Annotated in this window: 11 protein-coding genes; 6 read left to right on the top strand and 5 right to left on the bottom strand. The window is 61.0% G+C overall.

Features of this window, described 5'->3' with window-relative positions; translation table 11 throughout:
* Nucleotides 1–82 precede the first annotated feature (82 nt).
* The 3 genes from ACMYUN_RS11790 to nadE all read left to right on the top strand — a co-directional run bounded on the left by ACMYUN_RS11790 (nucleotide 83) and on the right by nadE (nucleotide 3,253).
* Complete coding sequence (locus ACMYUN_RS11790) at nucleotides 83–982, top strand: LysR family transcriptional regulator (RefSeq protein ID WP_071174249.1); 900 nt, start codon at nucleotides 83–85, stop codon at nucleotides 980–982.
* Nucleotides 983–1,197: 215 nt separating this feature from the next.
* A complete protein-coding gene (pncB, locus tag ACMYUN_RS11795) occupies nucleotides 1,198–2,421 on the top strand; it encodes a nicotinate phosphoribosyltransferase (RefSeq protein ID WP_415763782.1) in 1,224 nt (407 codons plus the stop codon).
* A gap of 4 nt (nucleotides 2,422–2,425) precedes the next feature.
* Complete coding sequence (nadE, locus tag ACMYUN_RS11800) at nucleotides 2,426–3,253, top strand: ammonia-dependent NAD(+) synthetase (protein ID WP_310403884.1); 828 nt, start codon at nucleotides 2,426–2,428, stop codon at nucleotides 3,251–3,253.
* A gap of 124 nt (nucleotides 3,254–3,377) precedes the next feature.
* On the opposite strand, the gene azu is transcribed toward nadE, so the two are convergent.
* Nucleotides 3,378–3,821, bottom strand: a complete 444-nt coding sequence (azu, locus tag ACMYUN_RS11805; protein ID WP_016771925.1) for an azurin — start codon at nucleotides 3,819–3,821, stop codon at nucleotides 3,378–3,380.
* A 342-nt stretch (nucleotides 3,822–4,163) separates the two neighbouring features.
* Here azu and ACMYUN_RS11810 point away from each other — a divergent pair, with 342 nt between their 5' ends.
* Together ACMYUN_RS11810 and ACMYUN_RS11815 are read left to right on the top strand one after the other, a co-directional pair.
* Nucleotides 4,164–4,751, top strand: coding sequence for a TIGR00730 family Rossman fold protein (locus ACMYUN_RS11810; RefSeq protein ID WP_415763784.1), 588 nt, complete (start codon nucleotides 4,164–4,166; stop codon nucleotides 4,749–4,751).
* A 68-nt stretch (nucleotides 4,752–4,819) separates the two neighbouring features.
* A complete protein-coding gene (locus ACMYUN_RS11815) occupies nucleotides 4,820–5,008 on the top strand; it encodes a hypothetical protein (protein ID WP_415763785.1) in 189 nt (62 codons plus the stop codon).
* A 208-nt stretch (nucleotides 5,009–5,216) separates the two neighbouring features.
* On the opposite strand, the gene ACMYUN_RS11820 is transcribed toward ACMYUN_RS11815, so the two are convergent.
* The 4 genes from ACMYUN_RS11820 to ACMYUN_RS11835 form a co-directional block, all read right to left on the bottom strand.
* Nucleotides 5,217–6,107 carry a transglutaminase family protein gene (locus tag ACMYUN_RS11820; RefSeq protein WP_129998175.1) on the bottom strand — a complete coding sequence of 297 codons (891 nt, stop codon included), beginning with the start codon at nucleotides 6,105–6,107 and terminating at the stop codon, nucleotides 5,217–5,219.
* Complete coding sequence (locus ACMYUN_RS11825) at nucleotides 6,107–8,593, bottom strand: circularly permuted type 2 ATP-grasp protein (protein ID WP_415763786.1); 2,487 nt, start codon at nucleotides 8,591–8,593, stop codon at nucleotides 6,107–6,109. Before ACMYUN_RS11825 ends, ACMYUN_RS11820 begins: the two co-directional genes overlap by 1 nt.
* 88 nt (nucleotides 8,594–8,681) lie before the next feature.
* The gene (locus ACMYUN_RS11830) at nucleotides 8,682–11,957 is read right to left on the bottom strand and encodes a DUF2126 domain-containing protein (RefSeq protein WP_415763787.1); all 3,276 of its coding nucleotides are present in this window, start codon (nucleotides 11,955–11,957) and stop codon (nucleotides 8,682–8,684) included.
* Between the two features lie 486 nt (nucleotides 11,958–12,443).
* Nucleotides 12,444–14,747, bottom strand: coding sequence for a YgiQ family radical SAM protein (locus ACMYUN_RS11835; RefSeq protein WP_122693330.1), 2,304 nt, complete (start codon nucleotides 14,745–14,747; stop codon nucleotides 12,444–12,446).
* Between the two features lie 365 nt (nucleotides 14,748–15,112).
* On the opposite strand from ACMYUN_RS11835, the gene ACMYUN_RS11840 reads away from it, so the two are divergent.
* A complete protein-coding gene (locus tag ACMYUN_RS11840) occupies nucleotides 15,113–17,689 on the top strand; it encodes a hypothetical protein (RefSeq protein WP_415763788.1) in 2,577 nt (858 codons plus the stop codon).
* Nucleotides 17,690–17,751: the final 62 nt, after the last annotated feature.

The raw sequence follows: 17,751 nt of genomic DNA on the forward strand, positions 1-17,751 counted from the left end.
GCGATGCAACAAACGACCTTTACGCCAGATATCATTCCGTTTATTCATGCTGCGTATAGAAAGACAAGAAAAAGGACTGGCCATGCTGAACAAACGCCACTTGCCCTCGATCACCGCGTTGCAATGCTTCGAGGCCGTGACCCGGCACCTGAGTTTTACCCGCGCCGCTGAAGAGCTGAACCTGACCCAGAGTGCGGTGAGCAAACAGGTCGCACAGCTTGAAGAGCTGTTGCAGCACTTGCTGTTCCGCCGCGTGCGTCGGCGTTTGCAGATGACACCGGCCGGGGATTTGTATCTGGTCGAGGTCAGAAAAATCCTCAGCCAAGTGGAGATGTCGACGCATTACCTGCGTTCCTACGGCGGCGAAACCGAAGTCCTGCGCGTTTCCACCCCTTCGACTTTCGGCGCCCGTTGGCTGGTGCCGCGCCTGAAAGGCTGGCGCCTGCGCCATCCGTCGATTCATCTGGATCTATGCAACGAGCAGGAGGCCGACGATCTGTTGCAGGGGCGCAGCGATCTGGCCTTCTATTTCGGCCAGGCTTCGCGACCGGGCACCGAATGCCTGAAATTGTTCGGCGAACAACTGGTGCCGGTCTGCGCCCCGGGCAGCCTGCCGGATACGCCATTCACTGACCCGACGCAACTCACCGATCTGGTGCTGCTGCAAAACGCCTCGCGACCACAGGCGTGGCACGACTGGTTCGACAGTCAGGGCTACCACACCGAACACAGCTACCACGGGCCGCGTTTCGAAACCTTTTATATGTGCATCCGCGCCGCCCAGGTCGGCTGCGGCGTAGCGCTGCTGCCACGGTTTCTGGTGGAAGAGGAATTGGCCGAGGGCAAACTGGTCATACCCTGGCAACATGCGATGCCCAGCAGCGACGCCTATTACCTGGCCTACCCCGAACACGCGGCAGAAGTGCCGAAGGTGCGGGATTTTGTGAAATGGATGCTTGAACAAATCGATAGCCCGGTGTGAGGTCGACCGGGATCCCTGTGGGAGCGAGCCTGCTCGCGAAAGCGTCGGGTCAGCCACATCATCTTTAACTGTCACACCGCATTCGCGAGCAGGCTCGCTCCCACAGTGGATCTGCGGCGCTCTGAAAAAATGCTGGCAATCCCCACCGCCGATATGCGCCACTAGCGCCATCGATATAGACCGCGCCAGGCGCGGCGCAACTGGAGACCCGTTTTATGAGCGAGAGTGTGTTTGCCGATCGCATCGTGCAGAACCTGCTCGACACCGACTTCTACAAGCTGACGATGATGCAGGCGGTGCTGCACAACTACCCCAACGTCGAAGTCGAATGGGAGTTCCGCTGCCGCAACGCCGAGGATCTGCGCCCGTATCTGGCCGAGATCCGCCATCAGGTCGAGCGTCTGGCCGAGCTGAGCCTGAGTGCCGATCAGTTGAGCTTTCTCGAGCGCATCACCTTTTTGAAACCGGACTTCCTGCGCTTCCTCGGCCTGTTCCGCTTCAACCTGCGCTACCTGCACACCGGCATCGAAAACGGCGAACTGTTCATCCGTCTGCGCGGGCCATGGCTCCATGTCATCCTCTACGAAGTGCCGCTGCTGGCGATTGTCAGCGAAGTGCGCAATCGCTATCGCTACCGGGACACTTCGCTGGAGCAGGCGCGCGAACAGCTTTATCGCAAGTTCGACTGGCTCACCGCCAACGCCTCGGCCGATGAGCTGTCGCAACTGCAGGTCGCCGATTTCGGCACGCGCCGGCGCTTTTCCTTTGGCGTGCAGGCTGAAGTGGTCAACGTGCTCAAGCATGACTTCCCCGGGCGTTTCGTCGGTACCAGCAACGTGCATCTATCCCGCGAGCTGGACATGAAACCGCTGGGCACCATGGCCCACGAGTGGATCATGGCCCATCAGCAACTCGGCCCGCGCCTGATCGACAGCCAGATCGCCGCGCTCGACTGCTGGGTTCGCGAGTACCGTGGCCTGCTCGGCATCGCCCTCACCGATTGCATCACCACCGATGCGTTTCTTGGCGATTTCGATCTGTTCTTCGCCAAGCTCTTCGATGGCCTGCGCCACGATTCCGGGGACCCGGTGGCGTGGGGTGAAAAGTGCATCGCGCACTACCACGAGCTTGGCATCGACCCGATGAGCAAGACCCTGGTGTTTTCCGACAGTCTGACCCTGCCGAAATCGTTGGAGATTTTCCGCGCGCTGCACGGTCGCATCAATGTGAGCTTCGGCATCGGTACCAACCTCACCTGTGATATCCCGGGTGTCGAACCGATGAGCATCGTGCTTAAAATGACCGCCTGCAACGGCCAGCCGGTGGCGAAGATCTCCGACGAGCCCGGCAAGACCCACTGCAAAGATCCGAATTTCGTCGCCTATTTGCGACATGTGTTTCAGGTTCCTGCCGAATCCAGTCTATCTAGCAAGGAGTGAATTCATGCAAGCCGTACAGCGTGAGATTGCTGAGCAGCTCAAGGTGCAACCACCGTTCGCCGACGATCAGGCCCTGCAGGCGGAAATCGCCCGACGCCTGTCGTTCATCCAGGATTGTCTGGTCAATTCCGGGCTCAAGACCCTGGTGCTGGGCATCAGCGGCGGCGTCGACTCACTGACCGCCGGCCTCCTGGCCCAGCGCGCAGTGCGTGAACTTCGCGAGAAAACCGGCGACGACCGCTACAAATTCATCGCCGTGCGCCTGCCCTATGAAACCCAGTTCGACGAGCACGACGCCAAGGCCTCGCTCGATTGCATCGCGCCTGACGAAATCCACACCGTGAACATCGGCCCGGCGGTCAAGGCACTGGCGGCTCAGGTGTCGGCGTTCGAAGGCAAGCCGGCAGCGTCGGTGGATTTCGTGCTGGGCAATACCAAGGCGCGCATGCGCATGGTCGCGCAGTACACGATTGCCGGGGTGGCGGGCGGTCTGGTGATTGGCACTGACCACGCGGCGGAAGCGGTGATGGGGTTCTTCACCAAATTTGGCGATGGCGCCTGCGACCTCGCCCCGCTCAGCGGCCTGGTGAAAAATCAGGTGCGCGCCATTGCCCGCAGCTTCGGCGCGCCGGAGTCGCTGGTCGAAAAAGTGCCGACGGCTGACCTCGAAGACCTGTCACCGGGCAAGCCGGACGAAGCGGCGCACGGCGTGACCTATGCCGAAATCGATGCGTTCCTGCACGGTGAAACGGTCCGGGACGAGGCGGCGAAGATCATTGTCGATACGTACAACAAGACTCATCACAAGCGGGTGATGCCGTTTGCGCCTTGATTTTTCAACGGCATGAAAAAGCCCGCTGAGGAGTGATCCTCCGCGGGCTTTTTCTTTGGCCATCAGTATTTCGATGAAGCGGATGGCCTCTTCGCGAGCAGGCTCGCTCCCACATTGGCCCTGATTACTTGACGACGATGGTGCCTTTCATCATCGAAATGTGGCCAGGGAACGAGCAGAAGAAGCCGTAGCCACCGTCAGCCACCTTGGCCACATCGAAGGTCACCGAATCGGTTTCCTTGGCGCCAATGATCTTGGTGTGGGCGATGATGCGGGCGTCGCCGTCCTTCAGGTAGTTTTTGTCGATACCGGCTGCCAGGCCGTCGGTAGCGATTGGCTGCATGTCAGCTTCTTTACTGATCACCAGGTTATGACCCATGACGTTCTTCGGCAGGCTGCCGGAATGGGTCAGTTCGACGGTAAAGGTCTTGCAGCTCTTGTCGATCACGATTTCCTTGGTGTTGAAGGACATCTGATCCGTGGAATCAACGGTGGTTTTGCACTCGGCAGCCATCAATTGGCTGCTGGCCAGCGCCAGCAGGGATACCGCAACAACTTTGGAAAACATGGTGAATCTCCAAGGCAGGGTTAACAAAAACACTAGTGGTGGAAAGACTGCCTGAAATCTTCGCAAGTTCCTATGACTTGTGTCAAAAATTGTATACAACTTTCAGGCTATGACACTCATCGACACAATCTAACGGCCATTTCATTCGGCCAGCCCTATGATCGGCCCACCTACTGAAACGGAGTGCCTGTCATGTTCTTCAACGGCTTGTTGTGCAGCTTGCTCGCCGCCTACGCCTGTGGCGCCAGCGGTACTTTTGAATCACCCGAACGCGAAGTCTAGTCCTTGGAGCACGGCGCGCCAGCCGTTACCCTGTGCGCCTGATCGACCCAGGAGTAACGCATGTCGCTGAAATCCGTTTGTGTGTTTTGCGGTGCCAACGCCGGTACCGTGCCGGCCTATACCGAAGCCGCCGTCGCCCTTGGCCGGGCACTGGCCGAGCGTAGTCTGACGCTGGTCTACGGCGGTGGCGCCGTCGGCTTGATGGGCATTGTTGCTGATGCCGCGCTGGCCGCTGGCGGCGAAGTGATCGGCATCATCCCGCAAAGCCTGATGGACAAGGAGATCGGCCACAAAAGCCTCACGCGCCTGGAAGTGGTCGACGGCATGCAGGCGCGCAAGGCCCGAATGGCCGAACTCAGCGATGCGTTCATCGCCTTGCCCGGCGGCCTCGGCACGCTGGAAGAACTGTTCGAAGTCTGGACCTGGGGCCAGCTCGGCTATCACGGCAAGCCTCTGGGCCTGCTGGAAGTGAACGGTTTCTACAGCAAACTCACGGCTTTTCTCGATCATATCGTCGGCGAAGGCTTCGTTCGCGCGCCACACCGTGACATGCTGCAAGTGAGCGAATCGCCAGATTCCCTGCTCGACGCCCTCGATCAGTGGCAGCCGACCGTCACGCCCAAGTGGGTCGACCAGAAACCCGGTTAACCCCCGGACACCGATACAGGGCAGAATACGCGCCGCTCAACCTCACCTTCGACCCAAGAGGATCGCCCATGGCCAAACCCAATTACTCCTTCGCCAAACGTCAACGAGACCTGGCAAAGGAACAGAAGAAAGAGGAAAAGCTTCAGCGCAAGAAGCAAACCGCTGAAGAAGCGGCACTGAACCCTGACGGTGAAGCGGCGACCGATGATGATGTTGATGCATCCGATGCACCGAAAGATCAGGCGCCCGACGCCTGAGCCCCACCGGGTTTGATGATCGAATCAGACCCTGCGGATTTGTGACGGGGCTGGCAGTTTTGCTGCCGGCCCTCACAGCCCTGCGTTCCCTGACACACCAAAATCCCTGTGGGAGCGAGCCTGCTCGCGAAAGCGGTGTATCTGTTACAAATCTATTGGCTGACCTGACGCTTTCGCGAGCAGGCTCGCTCCCACATTTGAAAACTCATCAATTCTGAGGCATTACCGTAACCCGCACTTCCGGGTCATGATTACCCCCACCGAGAATCACCCCCCGCAGCGGCGACACATCGGAAAAATCCCGTCCCCACGCCAGCGTGATGTGTTCCAGCGCCGGCTGCACATTGTTGGTTGGATCGAAATCCACCCAGCCCGATACCGGACAGAATACCGATACCCACGCATGCGAGGCGTCGGCGCCGATCAGGCGTGGCTGCCCCGGCGGCGGCTGAGTGAGCAGGTAGCCGCTGACATAACGCGCCGCCAGACCGCGCGAGCGCACACAGGCCAGCATCAGATGAGCGAAGTCCTGACACACGCCGCGTCGACGCTCCAGCACTTCCACCAGCGGCGTCGCCACCTGGGTGGCTTCGGCATCGAAGGTGAATTCGCTGAAGATCTTCTGCATCAGCGCCTGCACCCCGAGCAACAACGGTCGCCCTGGCGGAAAACAGCTTTGCGAGAACTCGACGAAGCTGCGCTTCAAATGCACATAAGGCGACTGGAACCGGTAGCGACAGGCTTCGAGCAAGTCGGTGGACAACGGCTGACTGCTGTAAGTCAGCGCATCGCGGGTCTGCTCCCACGCTGGCGACTGGTTGAAATCCAGCGCCGGCCGCGCCAGCACCTCGACCGTCAGCCGGGCGTCGACCTGCAATTGGTCATGGGGCCGTTCAAATGCCAGACGCGTCAACGGATTGCCGAATACATCCAGCTCATCACGGCGCATGGTCGGCTCGGGACTGATCAGCAACTGCTGCTCGGTGCAGCGCTGCCAGCTGCATTCGCGCGGCCACAAGTGCGCCAGTTGCTGCGCGAGGGAGACCGGGCTGTCGTAGTGATAACAGGTGTCGTGAAAGATCTGATAGTGAGCGCTCATCACACGGACACCGTACGCTGGCTGACATCATCGACATGAGCGAAATGGCGCAACGCCAGACGATCCGAAACCTGGCCGCTGGCTTCGGCGATGTCCTGCAACAGATCGGCCAGACCCTCGAGTGCGGCACGTACGCTGGATTTGCCGAACAGCGGATTCTCCAGACAACCGAGATCAAACCGCGACAGGCGCTCGACCAGTTGCGGCAGCGCGGTTTCCCGAGGCGCGGCGAAATCGTCGTTCAGGCGTTTCAGCGTGCGGGTGACCAGTTTCAGCTGAAACAGCACCGCGTGGGGGTTCTGCTCATCCAGCAGCAGCAAATCCAGCACCGGAATCAGTTGCGCCACCGCCAGATAGCGCGAGCGATAGGTGATACTGCTGTTGCCCAGTTCCAGCAACCATTCCAGCCCCGCCTGATCGAACGCACCCGCACCGCGCAGAAACGCCGCCAGACTGCTGCTGAGAAATTGCAGGCGTTCGATGCGGCGGCCGATCATCAGAAACCGCCAGCCTTCATCGCGGGTCATGTCATCCAGGGCAAACCCCGACAGCGCCGCCAGCGACATCACGAGACGATTGAGAAAATCCAGCAGTTCGCCGAAGTCCGGTTCATCGACTTCCAGCTCGAGCGCCTCGCGCTGCAATTCGACCAGCGCCTGCCAGTTTTCCCGGGACAGCTTGCCGCGCACCTGCGATGCAGCCCACTGCAAACGCTGCAAATTGGAACGCAGGCTGAACGACCAGTCCTCGCCGAGCAACGCCGCGAGCAGGCGCTCCGGCAGTTCGCCCTCATCCGGCAACAGCGCCAGCCGCTCGCCGAGATCGACCGCTGCTTGCAGCGCCTGCGGATCATCGCCATCGACGTAACGCGTGAGCATGATGCGCAGCAGCCGCGCGCTGTCGTCGCAGCGTTCGCAGTAGCGGCCGAACCAGAACAGATTCTCTACTACCCGCGATGGCAGGTAAGGATCGCGCCGCACCAGATCGTGCACGCCGACATTGCGCTGCGCCTTCCACTGCTCACCACTCGGCGCACGGTCGCTGAGCACCCAGGTGTCCTTGCTCGCCCCGCCGCGCTGCATCGACACCACTTCGGCATCAGCCTCGGCCGCCACTCGGGTCAGACCGCCCGGCAACACGCGGTAGCCATCGTGGCTGGCCACCGCATACATGCGCATGCCGATCGCGCGGGGTTGCAGATGACCGTCCTCGGCTTGCCAGACCGGCGCCTGCGACAGTTGCGCAAGCTCTTGCGCGACGTAGGCATAAGGCCGTGCCTGCATACGCTGCGCCAGCTCGAGGCGCTGACTGTCACTCAAATCACGGCCGAACACCGGGGCGAAGCTCTGCGACGGGAACGCCGGTTTGATCAACAACTCCGGGAGCTTTTCCAGCGCCTGCGCCAGCACCGGCGCTTCACCGCACCACCAGGTGGCGATCGACGGCAGGATCAGTTCTTCGCCGAACAGGAACTGATTGATCTTCGGCAGAAATCCCAGCAGGCCCGGCGATTCCAGCACGCCGCTGCCTAGCGCATTGGCCACCAGCACCCGCCCCTGACGCACTGCCTCCAGCAGACCGGGGACGCCGAGCGCCGAGTCGGTACGCAGTTCCAGCGGGTCGCAGAAATCATCGTCGAGGCGGCGCATGATCGCGTGCACCCGGCGCAGGCCACTGAGGGTTTTCAGGTAAACGGTGGCATTGCGCACTGTCAGATCGCCGCCCTCGACCAGCGGATAGCCGAGCTGACGGGCCAGATACAGGTGCTCGAAATAACTTTCGTTGAAACGCCCTGGGGTCAGCAGCACCACCAGCGGTGCGTCATCGCCCTGCGGTGCCTGACGGGCCAATGTTTCCTGCAAAGTGCGGAAGAAACCGGCCAGATGCTGAACCTTCAGATCGCGGTACAAATCGGGAAAGGCGCGGGAGACGATGGTGCGGTTTTCCAGCGCATAGCCGGCCCCGGACGGCGCCTGGGTGCGATCGGCAGTGACCCACCAGCGACCATCCGGCGTGCGCGCCAGATCCACGGCATACAGATGCAAAAAGGCTGACTCGGGCGGGGCAATGCCCTGACAGGGCCAGAGAAAATTGTTGTGCCCGAATACCAGCTCGGCGGGCAGCAGGCCTTCGCTGATCAACCGCTGCGGACCGTACAGATCCGCCAGCACTGCATTGAGCAAGCGCGCACGTTGAGCGATGCCGGCGGACAATTGCTGCCACTCATCTGCCGCAATCACATGGGGCAGCAGATCCAGCTCCCACGGCCGGTCAGCGCCCTTGGGATCGGCATAGACGTTGTAGGTGACGCCGTTTTCCTGAATCTGCCGCGCCAGCAAGGCCTGACGCTGCACCAGTTGCGCTGGACTGCTGCGCTGCAACTGATCGAACAGGCGCTGCCAATGCGAGCGCACCGCGCCGCTGCCGTCGAGCAGTTCGTGATAGGTGCCCGCGGTCAGCGGGTAGCGGTCTAACAGGTCAGGCATGGAAAGCTCGGCAGACAGCAGGGAACAGTCAGACTAACGCAGGCACATGACACGCGGATAGACGAAAAATCCGCGTGTTGCGTAGGCTCTAGTAACGGCGCAGGTCGATGGTCATCGGTAGCTCGTCATTGATTTCTACTTTGGGTACGGGAAGTTTCCCCGGCGTGTGTCCGAGGCGGAAAAACCGCGCCATCCGCCGACTTTCCGCTTCGTTGGCATTGACCGGCAAGGTCTCGTAATTGCGCCCACCGGGATGGGCGACGTGGTACTGGCAACCACCCAGCGAACGCCCCATCCAGGTATCGAGCAGGTCGAACACCAACGGCGCGTGCACCGGTATGGTCGGCTGCAGACAGTTGGCTGGTTGCCAGGCCCGAAAGCGCACGCCGGCGACAAACTCGCCCACGCGCCCGGTCGGGTGCAACGGCACCGCGACGCCATTGCAGGTCAGCAGATAGCGCTGTGGCGGCAAGCCGTTGAGCTTGACCTGCAAGCGCTCCAGCGAAGAATCGACGTAGCGCACCGTGCCGCCCGCCGAGCCCTCCTCGCCCAGCACGTGCCAGGGTTCTAGCGCCTGACGCAGCTCCAGCTCGATGCCATTGACGGCGTAGTCGCCGATCTTGGGAAAACGAAACTCCAGATGCGCCGCGAACCACTCCGCGCGCAACGGATAGCCAGCGTTGTTGAGTTCGACGATGACGTCGGCGAAATCCTCTTCGATAAAGTGCGGCAGCAAAAAGCGATCGTGCAGCTCGGTGCCCCAGCGTGCCAGTTTCGCCGGCGCATAAGGCTCGCGCCAAAAGCGCGCGACCAGCGCCCGCAGCAACAACTGCTGAGCCAGACTCATGCGCGCATGCGGCGGCATTTCAAAAGCGCGCAGTTCCAGCAAGCCGAGACGCCCGGTGGCGCCGTCCGGTGAATACAGTTTGTCGATGCAGAATTCGGCGCGATGGGTATTGCCGGTGACATCGATCAGCAAATTGCGCAGCAGGCGATCGACCAGCCACGGCGCACATTCCTCGCCCGGTTCCGGCATCTGCGCGAAGGCGATTTCCAGTTCATACAAGGCGTCGTTACGCGCCTCGTCGACCCGTGGCGCCTGGGACGTCGGGCCAATGAAGAGGCCGGAAAACAGGTACGACAGCGAAGGATGGTTATGCCAGTAGCTGATCAGACTGCGCAGCAGATCCGGCCGCCGCAGAAACGGTGAGTCCGCCGGTGTCGCGCCGCCAAGGACGAAATGGTTGCCGCCGCCGGTGCCGGTGTGGCGCCCGTCGATCATGAACTTCTCGGTGGTCAGGCGGGTTTGCCGCGCCTGCTCGTAGAGAAACTCGGTGCGCTCGACCAACTCGTCCCAGGTCGCCGATGGCTGCACGTTGACCTCGATCACGCCCGGGTCCGGAGTGACACGGAAATTGCTCAGGCGCGGATCACTCGGCGGTTCATAGCCTTCCAGCAGTATCGGGCAATGCAGTTCTTCGGCGGTGGCCTCAATGGCCGAGACCAGTTCCAGATAATCCTCGACCCGCTCCAGCGGCGGCATGAACAGATACAGCCGCCCTTCGCGGGCCTCGGCGCAGAATGCTGTGCGGGTCAGCCAGTCAGCGGACTCATCGATTTTCGGCACCCGCTCATCCAGCGCAGCCGGTTCGCCGTGCACACCGAGCTGCGCGGCATCCGGCAGTTCAGCGAAGTCCTGATTCGGATCGTTGGGATGGATGAACGGATATTCCGCCGCTTTCACCCACGGCTGCGACGCCAGCGGCAAGCGATAACCCAGCGGCGAATCCCCGGGCACCAAGCGACAGTGCTCATCGCGCAGATACCAACGCCCGCTCTGCCATTGATCGCCCTTGGCCGTGCGCGCCAGCGGCAGCACCTGGCCGATCACCTTGTTCAGGCCCTGACTGAAGACCTTGCGCAATCGCGCGCGCTCCAATGGCTCTTCCAGACGCGAATCTTCGGCGCAGACGTTGCCGGGCAACGCGCCCTCGCGCCAGAGGTAATAGAGATGATCCTCGTAAGCCGGGAAGACGAAGCGTGCCGGCAACTTCAGGCGCTCGGCGACGCTGGCGAGAAAGCGTCCGGCCAGTTCGCCGTCGGCGCCATAGTCCTGCTGCTCGTCGGCGATCAACGCGTCGTTGTGCCAGATCGGCTGACCGTCGCGGCGCCAGTAACAATTGAGCGACCAGCGCGGCAACTGCTCGCCGGGATACCACTTGCCCTGACCGAAATGCACCAGCCCCTGCGGCGCGTATTGCTTGCGCATGCGTTGGAACAGTTCGGCGGACAGCCGACGCTTGTCCGGCCCCAGCGCGGCGGTGTTCCATTCGGCGCCGTCCGGGTCGTCGATGGAAACGAAGGTCGGCTCGCCGCCCATGGTCAGGCGCACATCGCCTGCGAGCAGATCGGCATCGATCTGCCGCCCCAGCGCCTGGATCGCCCGCCACTGTTCATCGGTGTAGGGCTTGGTGACACGTGGCGCTTCCCAGATTCGCTCGACCGACATTTCGTGGCTGAACTGTGTCTCGCAAGGTTCGACCAGACCACTGATCGGCGCCGCCGAGGACGGATCGGGACTGCACGCCAACGGAATATGCCCTTCCCCGGCGAACAACCCGGACGTCGCATCAAGGCCAATCCAGCCGGCACCCGGCAAATACACCTCGCACCAGGCGTGCAGGTCGGTGAAGTCGACTTCGGTGCCCGACGGGCCGTCGAGGCTTTTCACGTCGGCGGTCAGTTGAATCAGGTAGCCGGAAACAAACCGCGCCGCCAGACCGAGATTACGCAACAGCTGCACCAGCAACCATGCCGAATCACGGCAGGAACCGGAGGCGTGTTGCAGTGTGTGCTCCGGAGTCTGCACGCCGGGCTCCATGCGGATCAGGTAGCCGATGTCTTCGCTGAGGCGCTGATTGAGCGCCACCAGAAAATCCACCGCCGGCAGCGGCGTGCGGTCGATGCTGTCCAGGTAAGCCTTGAACGTTGGCGTCAGCGGCAGGGTTTCGAGGTACGGCGCCAGCTCCTTGCGCTCATCGGCGGCGTAGCTGAACGGGATTCGCTCGGCGTACGGTTCGAGAAAGAAATCGAACGGATTGAACACCGCCATTTCCGCTACCAGATCGACTTCGATGCGCAGCTCTGCGGTCTTTTCGGGGAACACCAGACGTGCCAGGTAATTACCCTGGGGGTCCTGCTGCCAGTTGATGAAATGCTGCTCGGGCGAGACTTTCAGCGCATAGGAAAGAATTCGCGTGCGGCTATGGGGTGCCGGGCGCAGGCGGACGATCTGCGGGCCGAGTTCGACAGCGCGGTCGTAGCGATAATGCGTGACGTGATGCAATGCGACATGAATCGACACGGCGTGCCTCCTGCGAGCCTTGGGCGTATGGGAAAGCGCGCAAGACTTATGCCATGCACAGGCTTGCGCGCTTTCGCGAAATGCTCAAGGCAGTACAGCACCAAAACCGGGCGATGCGAGGAAATGGTTTGGCGAGTGTGCTTCTATTTGTGGCAGGCAGTCATTGATGGAAGTGTCTGAGCGGGCCCCATCGCTGGCAAGCCAGCTCCCACAGGGATCTTTTGTGGCCACCGTTCTTTGACCGACAGAGAAACCTGTGGGAGCTGGCTTGCCAGCGATGGGGCCAGTGGGCTCACCGCATTTGATCGTTCCCACGCTCTGCGTGGGAATGCAGCCCGTGACGCTCCGCGTCACAACCATGTTTGACAATACTGCGAGTAACGGCTGGAACGCGGAGCGTCCCGAGAGGCATTCCCACGCAGAGCGTGGGAACGATCAGCAAAACGCCAACCCGAAGGTTGGCGTTCTGTTCAGCTCAAGCCGTGTTTACCGCGGCACGACCGGCTTTCGTGTCGGCTTCGGGCCTTTGCCTTTGGCCGCATCCTTGCGTTCCTTGGCCGCCTGCTGGTTGCGGGCGAACGCCGCAGCCTTGGCCTGTTCACGCTTGTCCCACGGATTACCGCCATCACTGGCACGCGGTGGCAAACCGGTGTGCTGGGTGAGAATCTTGGTGGTCTTCTCTTTGGCGACCTTGTGGCTGCCGGCCGGCGTCGAGTTCTTGCGACGGGCGCTCTGGTAGCTGTCGGTGGCCGGCTGATGCGCCGGAATCAGTTGATCCTTGCCCGGGCCGATCAGATCGGCGCGGCCCATGCGGATCAGCGCTTCACGCAGCATCGGCCAGCCTTTCGGGTCGTGATAACGCAAGAACGCCTTGTGCAGACGACGCTGATCTTCGCTCTTGACGATGGTCACGCCGTCGCTCTTGTAGGTGACCTTGCGCAGCGGGTTCTTGCCCGAGTGGTACATCGCCGTAGCGGTGGCCATCGGCGACGGATAGAACGCCTGCACCTGGTCGGCGCGGAAGCCATTGCTCTTGAGCCACAGAGCGAGGTTCATCATGTCTTCGTCGGTGGTGCCCGGGTGGGCGGCGATGAAGTACGGAATCAGGTACTGCTCCTTGCCCGCTTCCTTGGTGTACTTCTCGAACATGCGCTTGAACTTGTCATAGCTACCGATGCCCGGTTTCATCATCTGATTGAGCGGACCTTCCTCGGTGTGCTCCGGGGCGATCTTCAGGTAACCGCCGACGTGGTGGGTCACCAGCTCCTTGACGTACTCCGGCGACTCGACGGCGAGGTCGTAGCGCAGGCCGGAGGCAATCAGAATCTTCTTCACACCCGGCAGGGCACGGGCGCTGCGGTACAGCTGAATCAGCGACGAGTGGTCGGTGTTCAGGTTCGGACAGATACCGGGGAACACGCAGGACGGCTTGCGGCAGGCGGATTCGATTTCCGGACTCTTGCAGGCAATGCGGTACATGTTCGCGGTCGGGCCGCCGAGGTCGGAAATAACGCCGGTGAAGCCCGGCACCTTATCGCGGATCTCTTCGATTTCACGAATGATCGACTCTTCGGAACGGTTCTGGATGATCCGCCCTTCATGCTCGGTGATCGAGCAGAAGGTGCAGCCACCAAAGCAGCCACGCATGATGTTCACCGAGAAACGGATCATGTCGTAGGCCGGAATCTTCTCCTTGCCGTACGCCGGGTGCGGCACACGGGCGTAAGGCATGCCGAACACGTAGTCCATTTCTTCAGTGGTCATCGGAATCGGCGGCGGGTTGAACCAGACATCGAGCTCGCCATGCTTCTGCACCAGCGCACGGGCGTTGCCCGGGTTGGTTTCCAGGTGCAGCACGCGGTTGGCGTGGGCGTACAGAACCGGGTCGTTACGCACCTTCTCCATCGACGGCAGGCGGATCACGGTCTTGTCGCGAGTCATGCGCGGGCTGGCGAGGATCTGCACAACCTTGGCTTCCTGCGGATCTTCGACCGGGCCTTTTTCCTGCTCAATGGCGCAGGCCTGAGTGTCCTGGGTATTCACGTACGGGTTGATGATCTTGTCGACCTTGCCCGGACGGTCGATGCGCGTGGAGTCGACTTCGTACCAGCCCTGCGGCGTATCGCGACGGATGAACGCGGTGCCGCGGACATCGGTGATGTCTTCGATCTTGTGGCCCCACGACAGGCGCTGGGCAACTTCGACGATGGCGCGCTCGGCGTTGCCGTACAGCAGAATGTCGGCGCTGGCGTCGATCAGGATCGAGTTGCGCACGCGATCCTGCCAATAGTCGTAGTGGGCGATGCGGCGCAGCGAGGCTTCGATACCGCCGAGCACGATCGGCACATGCTTGTACGCCTCTTTGCAGCGCTGGCTGTAGACCAGGCTGGCGCGATCCGGACGCTTGCCGGCCATGCCGCCAGGCGTGTACGCGTCGTCGGAACGGATTTTCTTGTCCGCGGTGTAGCGGTTGATCATCGAGTCCATGTTGCCCGCCGCGACGCCGAAGAACAGATTTGGCTCGCCGAGCTTCATGAAGTCATCTTTGGACTGCCAGTTCGGTTGCGCAATGATCCCGACGCGGAAGCCTTGCGACTCCAGCAGCCGGCCGATGATCGCCATGCCGAAGGACGGGTGATCGACGTAGGCATCACCGGTAACAATGATGATGTCGCACGAATCCCAGCCAAGCTGATCCATCTCCTCCCTGCTCATCGGCAGGAATGGCGCTGGCCCGAAACATTCGGCCCAATATTTTGGATAGTCAAATAACGGCTTGGCTGCTTGCATGTCGACGACCGGTGTTGAAGTGAAAAATCGCGGGCGCGGAATATAGCACAAATTTTGACCAATTCCGACGACAGTGGTCGGTTTCTCCATGCGCTGCTCTTGCGCCGTCAACCCGCCACACCTTACGCGTTTTTGCTGAACGCACGATACACGACACGGCAAGGAAGCCGCCCGCGCGTCGCTCTCCCTTCGGGAATAGCGAGGCGGGAAAAATGAAAGGAAGACAGGCAATGCCACCCAAACCGCCCATCAGGGGCACGACGACCGTCTCGGTCCATAGACCGCGGCCCGATGACTCGATACCCCGCCTCCGTTTCCCGCCCCCATCCGAAAGCGGGCCGCCGCCCAGCCCCCCCACACGCCCGATGTCGATCACAGCGCCCACGGCGATCGATGTGGAATTGCATCGGATTATTTCCCTGCCACCGCCGGTATCGGTCAGGGCGATAGTCGCTTCATGGCCTTCCCCGGTCGCGCACCAACGTCAGTTGCAGGATTACTGGATCCATTCACTCCCTGCGCTCCCTGCCGCCGATGCCCGAGGCATTTCGACTTATCGCGGCCGTCAGTACGTGAAAGTACCGGAGGGTGGGACCGTGCAGGTGGGCCTGGACTCTGCCAGCGGCCTCTATCGGGCCAAGTGGCCCAGCGAATTGCATCCGTCCGGGCCGTTGTTGCAATTCGACGCCGACGGCGGTCTCTGGCAACCGGTCGACACCTCTTCGCCATTGACTTATCCCTTGTCTGCTAGACGGCTGGAGGCGTTTCGCGCCGATCTGGATTTCAGTACGGCCGCTCCGGACAGCGATGGCCTGTATCGCTTCAATGGCAAGCTCTACGCGTTGATAAAGCAACACGCCTATCAAGTCCTGCACGATCTCGATGCCTCGACTCCGCGCAGGAAAGTGATGCGCATCGTTCGCGCCGAAGACCCGGTCGCCACCCAGGAAAACAATATTTACCTGGCTTCACGCCTCGGCAGTTCGGAGCCTGTCGCATTCGATGCCCGGCACGGCTGGCAAGGCACCATTGTGTACGGCGCTGCGGGCATGCCGCGAACTGGCGCCGACTCAATGACTGCGTTCTTGCAGCGCCTCGACGCAGGTTCTGAAATTGACCGTATAAATGCGCAAATCCGCGAAGCCAGGAAAAAGCGTCAAGAGCTGTTTTCCGCATGGCTCACTGCGAAGGATGGGGCGGGCGAACACGCCGCCAGGGTCTCTGCTGAACTGACTGCGCTTGTGCAGCGTGAACTGCACAGCCACCGGGAGTTGAAGCAGCTTGGCAAGGCTCTGAAGTTCTATGAGGACGAAAAGTCCGTCATAAAAACTTTCATGACGGAGGGAGATTACCGAGATGCAGTGATTGCGCTGCAAAAAAGCCAAATGCTCGCCTACCAGCAGCTCATCGAATGTGGCATGAGTCGCCGCGCCCTGGAAGGTCCCTTGCTCGACTTCACTCCGGAGAGGCTTGCGCGGACCGTCGGTTTTCTCGCCCGACAGCTGGCCCACTTGAAAAAGCGCCAGCTCATTGCCGACACTCTGCTGAAAAAGTGGAAGGTCTCGGCGGACGATTTGGGTCAGGACGTCCTTTCACCGATGGATACGCATGACGTAGTTGCCTCGTGGGTCCTGAGCAAAAGCGTGCTGCTGGACAATCCTCAATCGCGCAGTGATGCTCCTCAGGCATCGGATCTGGCCGTCCAGTTTGGCCAGGCGACTTTTGTCTACGGAGCACTCGACAGCGTTCCGCAGGCCGCGCACCCCGTGGTACTCAATAACCTGGCTCAGCAATGCGCAGCCATCCGTGACTGGTACGACCGGCTCGACCTGCCCGACGGCCCCGAACACGTCACCTCACGCAATGACATCAGCGCAGAAATCAGCGCGTTTGAACACATGCTGGAAACCCGCCTGAATCGTATTTACCACGCGCAGCCCGACGGTACCGCGCCGCCAGTCCACGAACTGCCGATTGACTTCGACTTCATCCCGCCACAAGTCAAAAATGGTCCGCCACCCAAATCATGGCGACTCTTTCGCGCAAAAAAACACGGCGTCTACAAGCTCCACGTCGGCGAGTCTCGGCGCACCGCGCAGGGAGAGGAAGTCATTGGCGTCACGAACACTTTTGATCTGAAACAGTCTGCACAAATCTATGAGCGCAGGGACGGCGAATGGCGCCCGGCGCAGGCGGTTCAGAGTAAACGCCTGCCCACGCTGATTGCCGAGGCCCGTCTACATCTGCAGCAAACCGATTCGTACGTGGACATCGCCCTCAGGCAAGAGCAAGCGAAAAATCACCCCGACAACATTGTCGAAACGCTTGAAGGACGGGCCAAAACCCTGGATGACACTGCGCTTGAGCTTCAGCGATTTGAAACAAGCGATGCCAATGCCACACCCCTTGTTCAAAGCCTGAGGGAGCAGAGCCAACGCCTGCGCGAAACGGGCGAAGAAATTCGCATCCGGATTTACAAGGACAAAGACTTCCTGAGCGTCGATCGACTGATTTACCTGATGGACCGCGCGCAGGTGCGCGTGGTGAAGACCGATGACCGAATCAAACGAGGCAAGGGCAAGAACAGAGAATACCTGGACCTTTACTCGATCAGGGATGCCACTGGTGACAAAGAACTTTGGCATGCGCATTTCCATTATCCAGCCCGGAATACCCCAGATCTGAACTTCAATGTGCGCGGCGCCCATCTGAAAACCCTCCAGCAAAGCGCCATGGGCGCCGCCGCGCAACGCCGGGAAGAACGTGCGGGGCGCGAACACGTCGCCATCTGGCGCGAACATTTCGATGGACGCACGGCGCAAAGAATTTTCAATCTGGCCGCGAGTACTCCTCCCCTCGCGAGTCCCGGGCCATCAACCATTACCAGGCAGGTAGCAAGCCTCTCTATCCATGGCTACTCGCCGACATCTCCCAGGCAATGATGCCGAACAGCCCCGGCGCACCGGATTCAAGCGCTGCGGGGCAGCCCTACAAGGAATGTAAA

The organism is Pseudomonas sp. CP4 (assembly GCF_047758505.1).
Classification (GTDB): domain Bacteria; phylum Pseudomonadota; class Gammaproteobacteria; order Pseudomonadales; family Pseudomonadaceae; genus Aquipseudomonas; species Aquipseudomonas fluorescens_AO.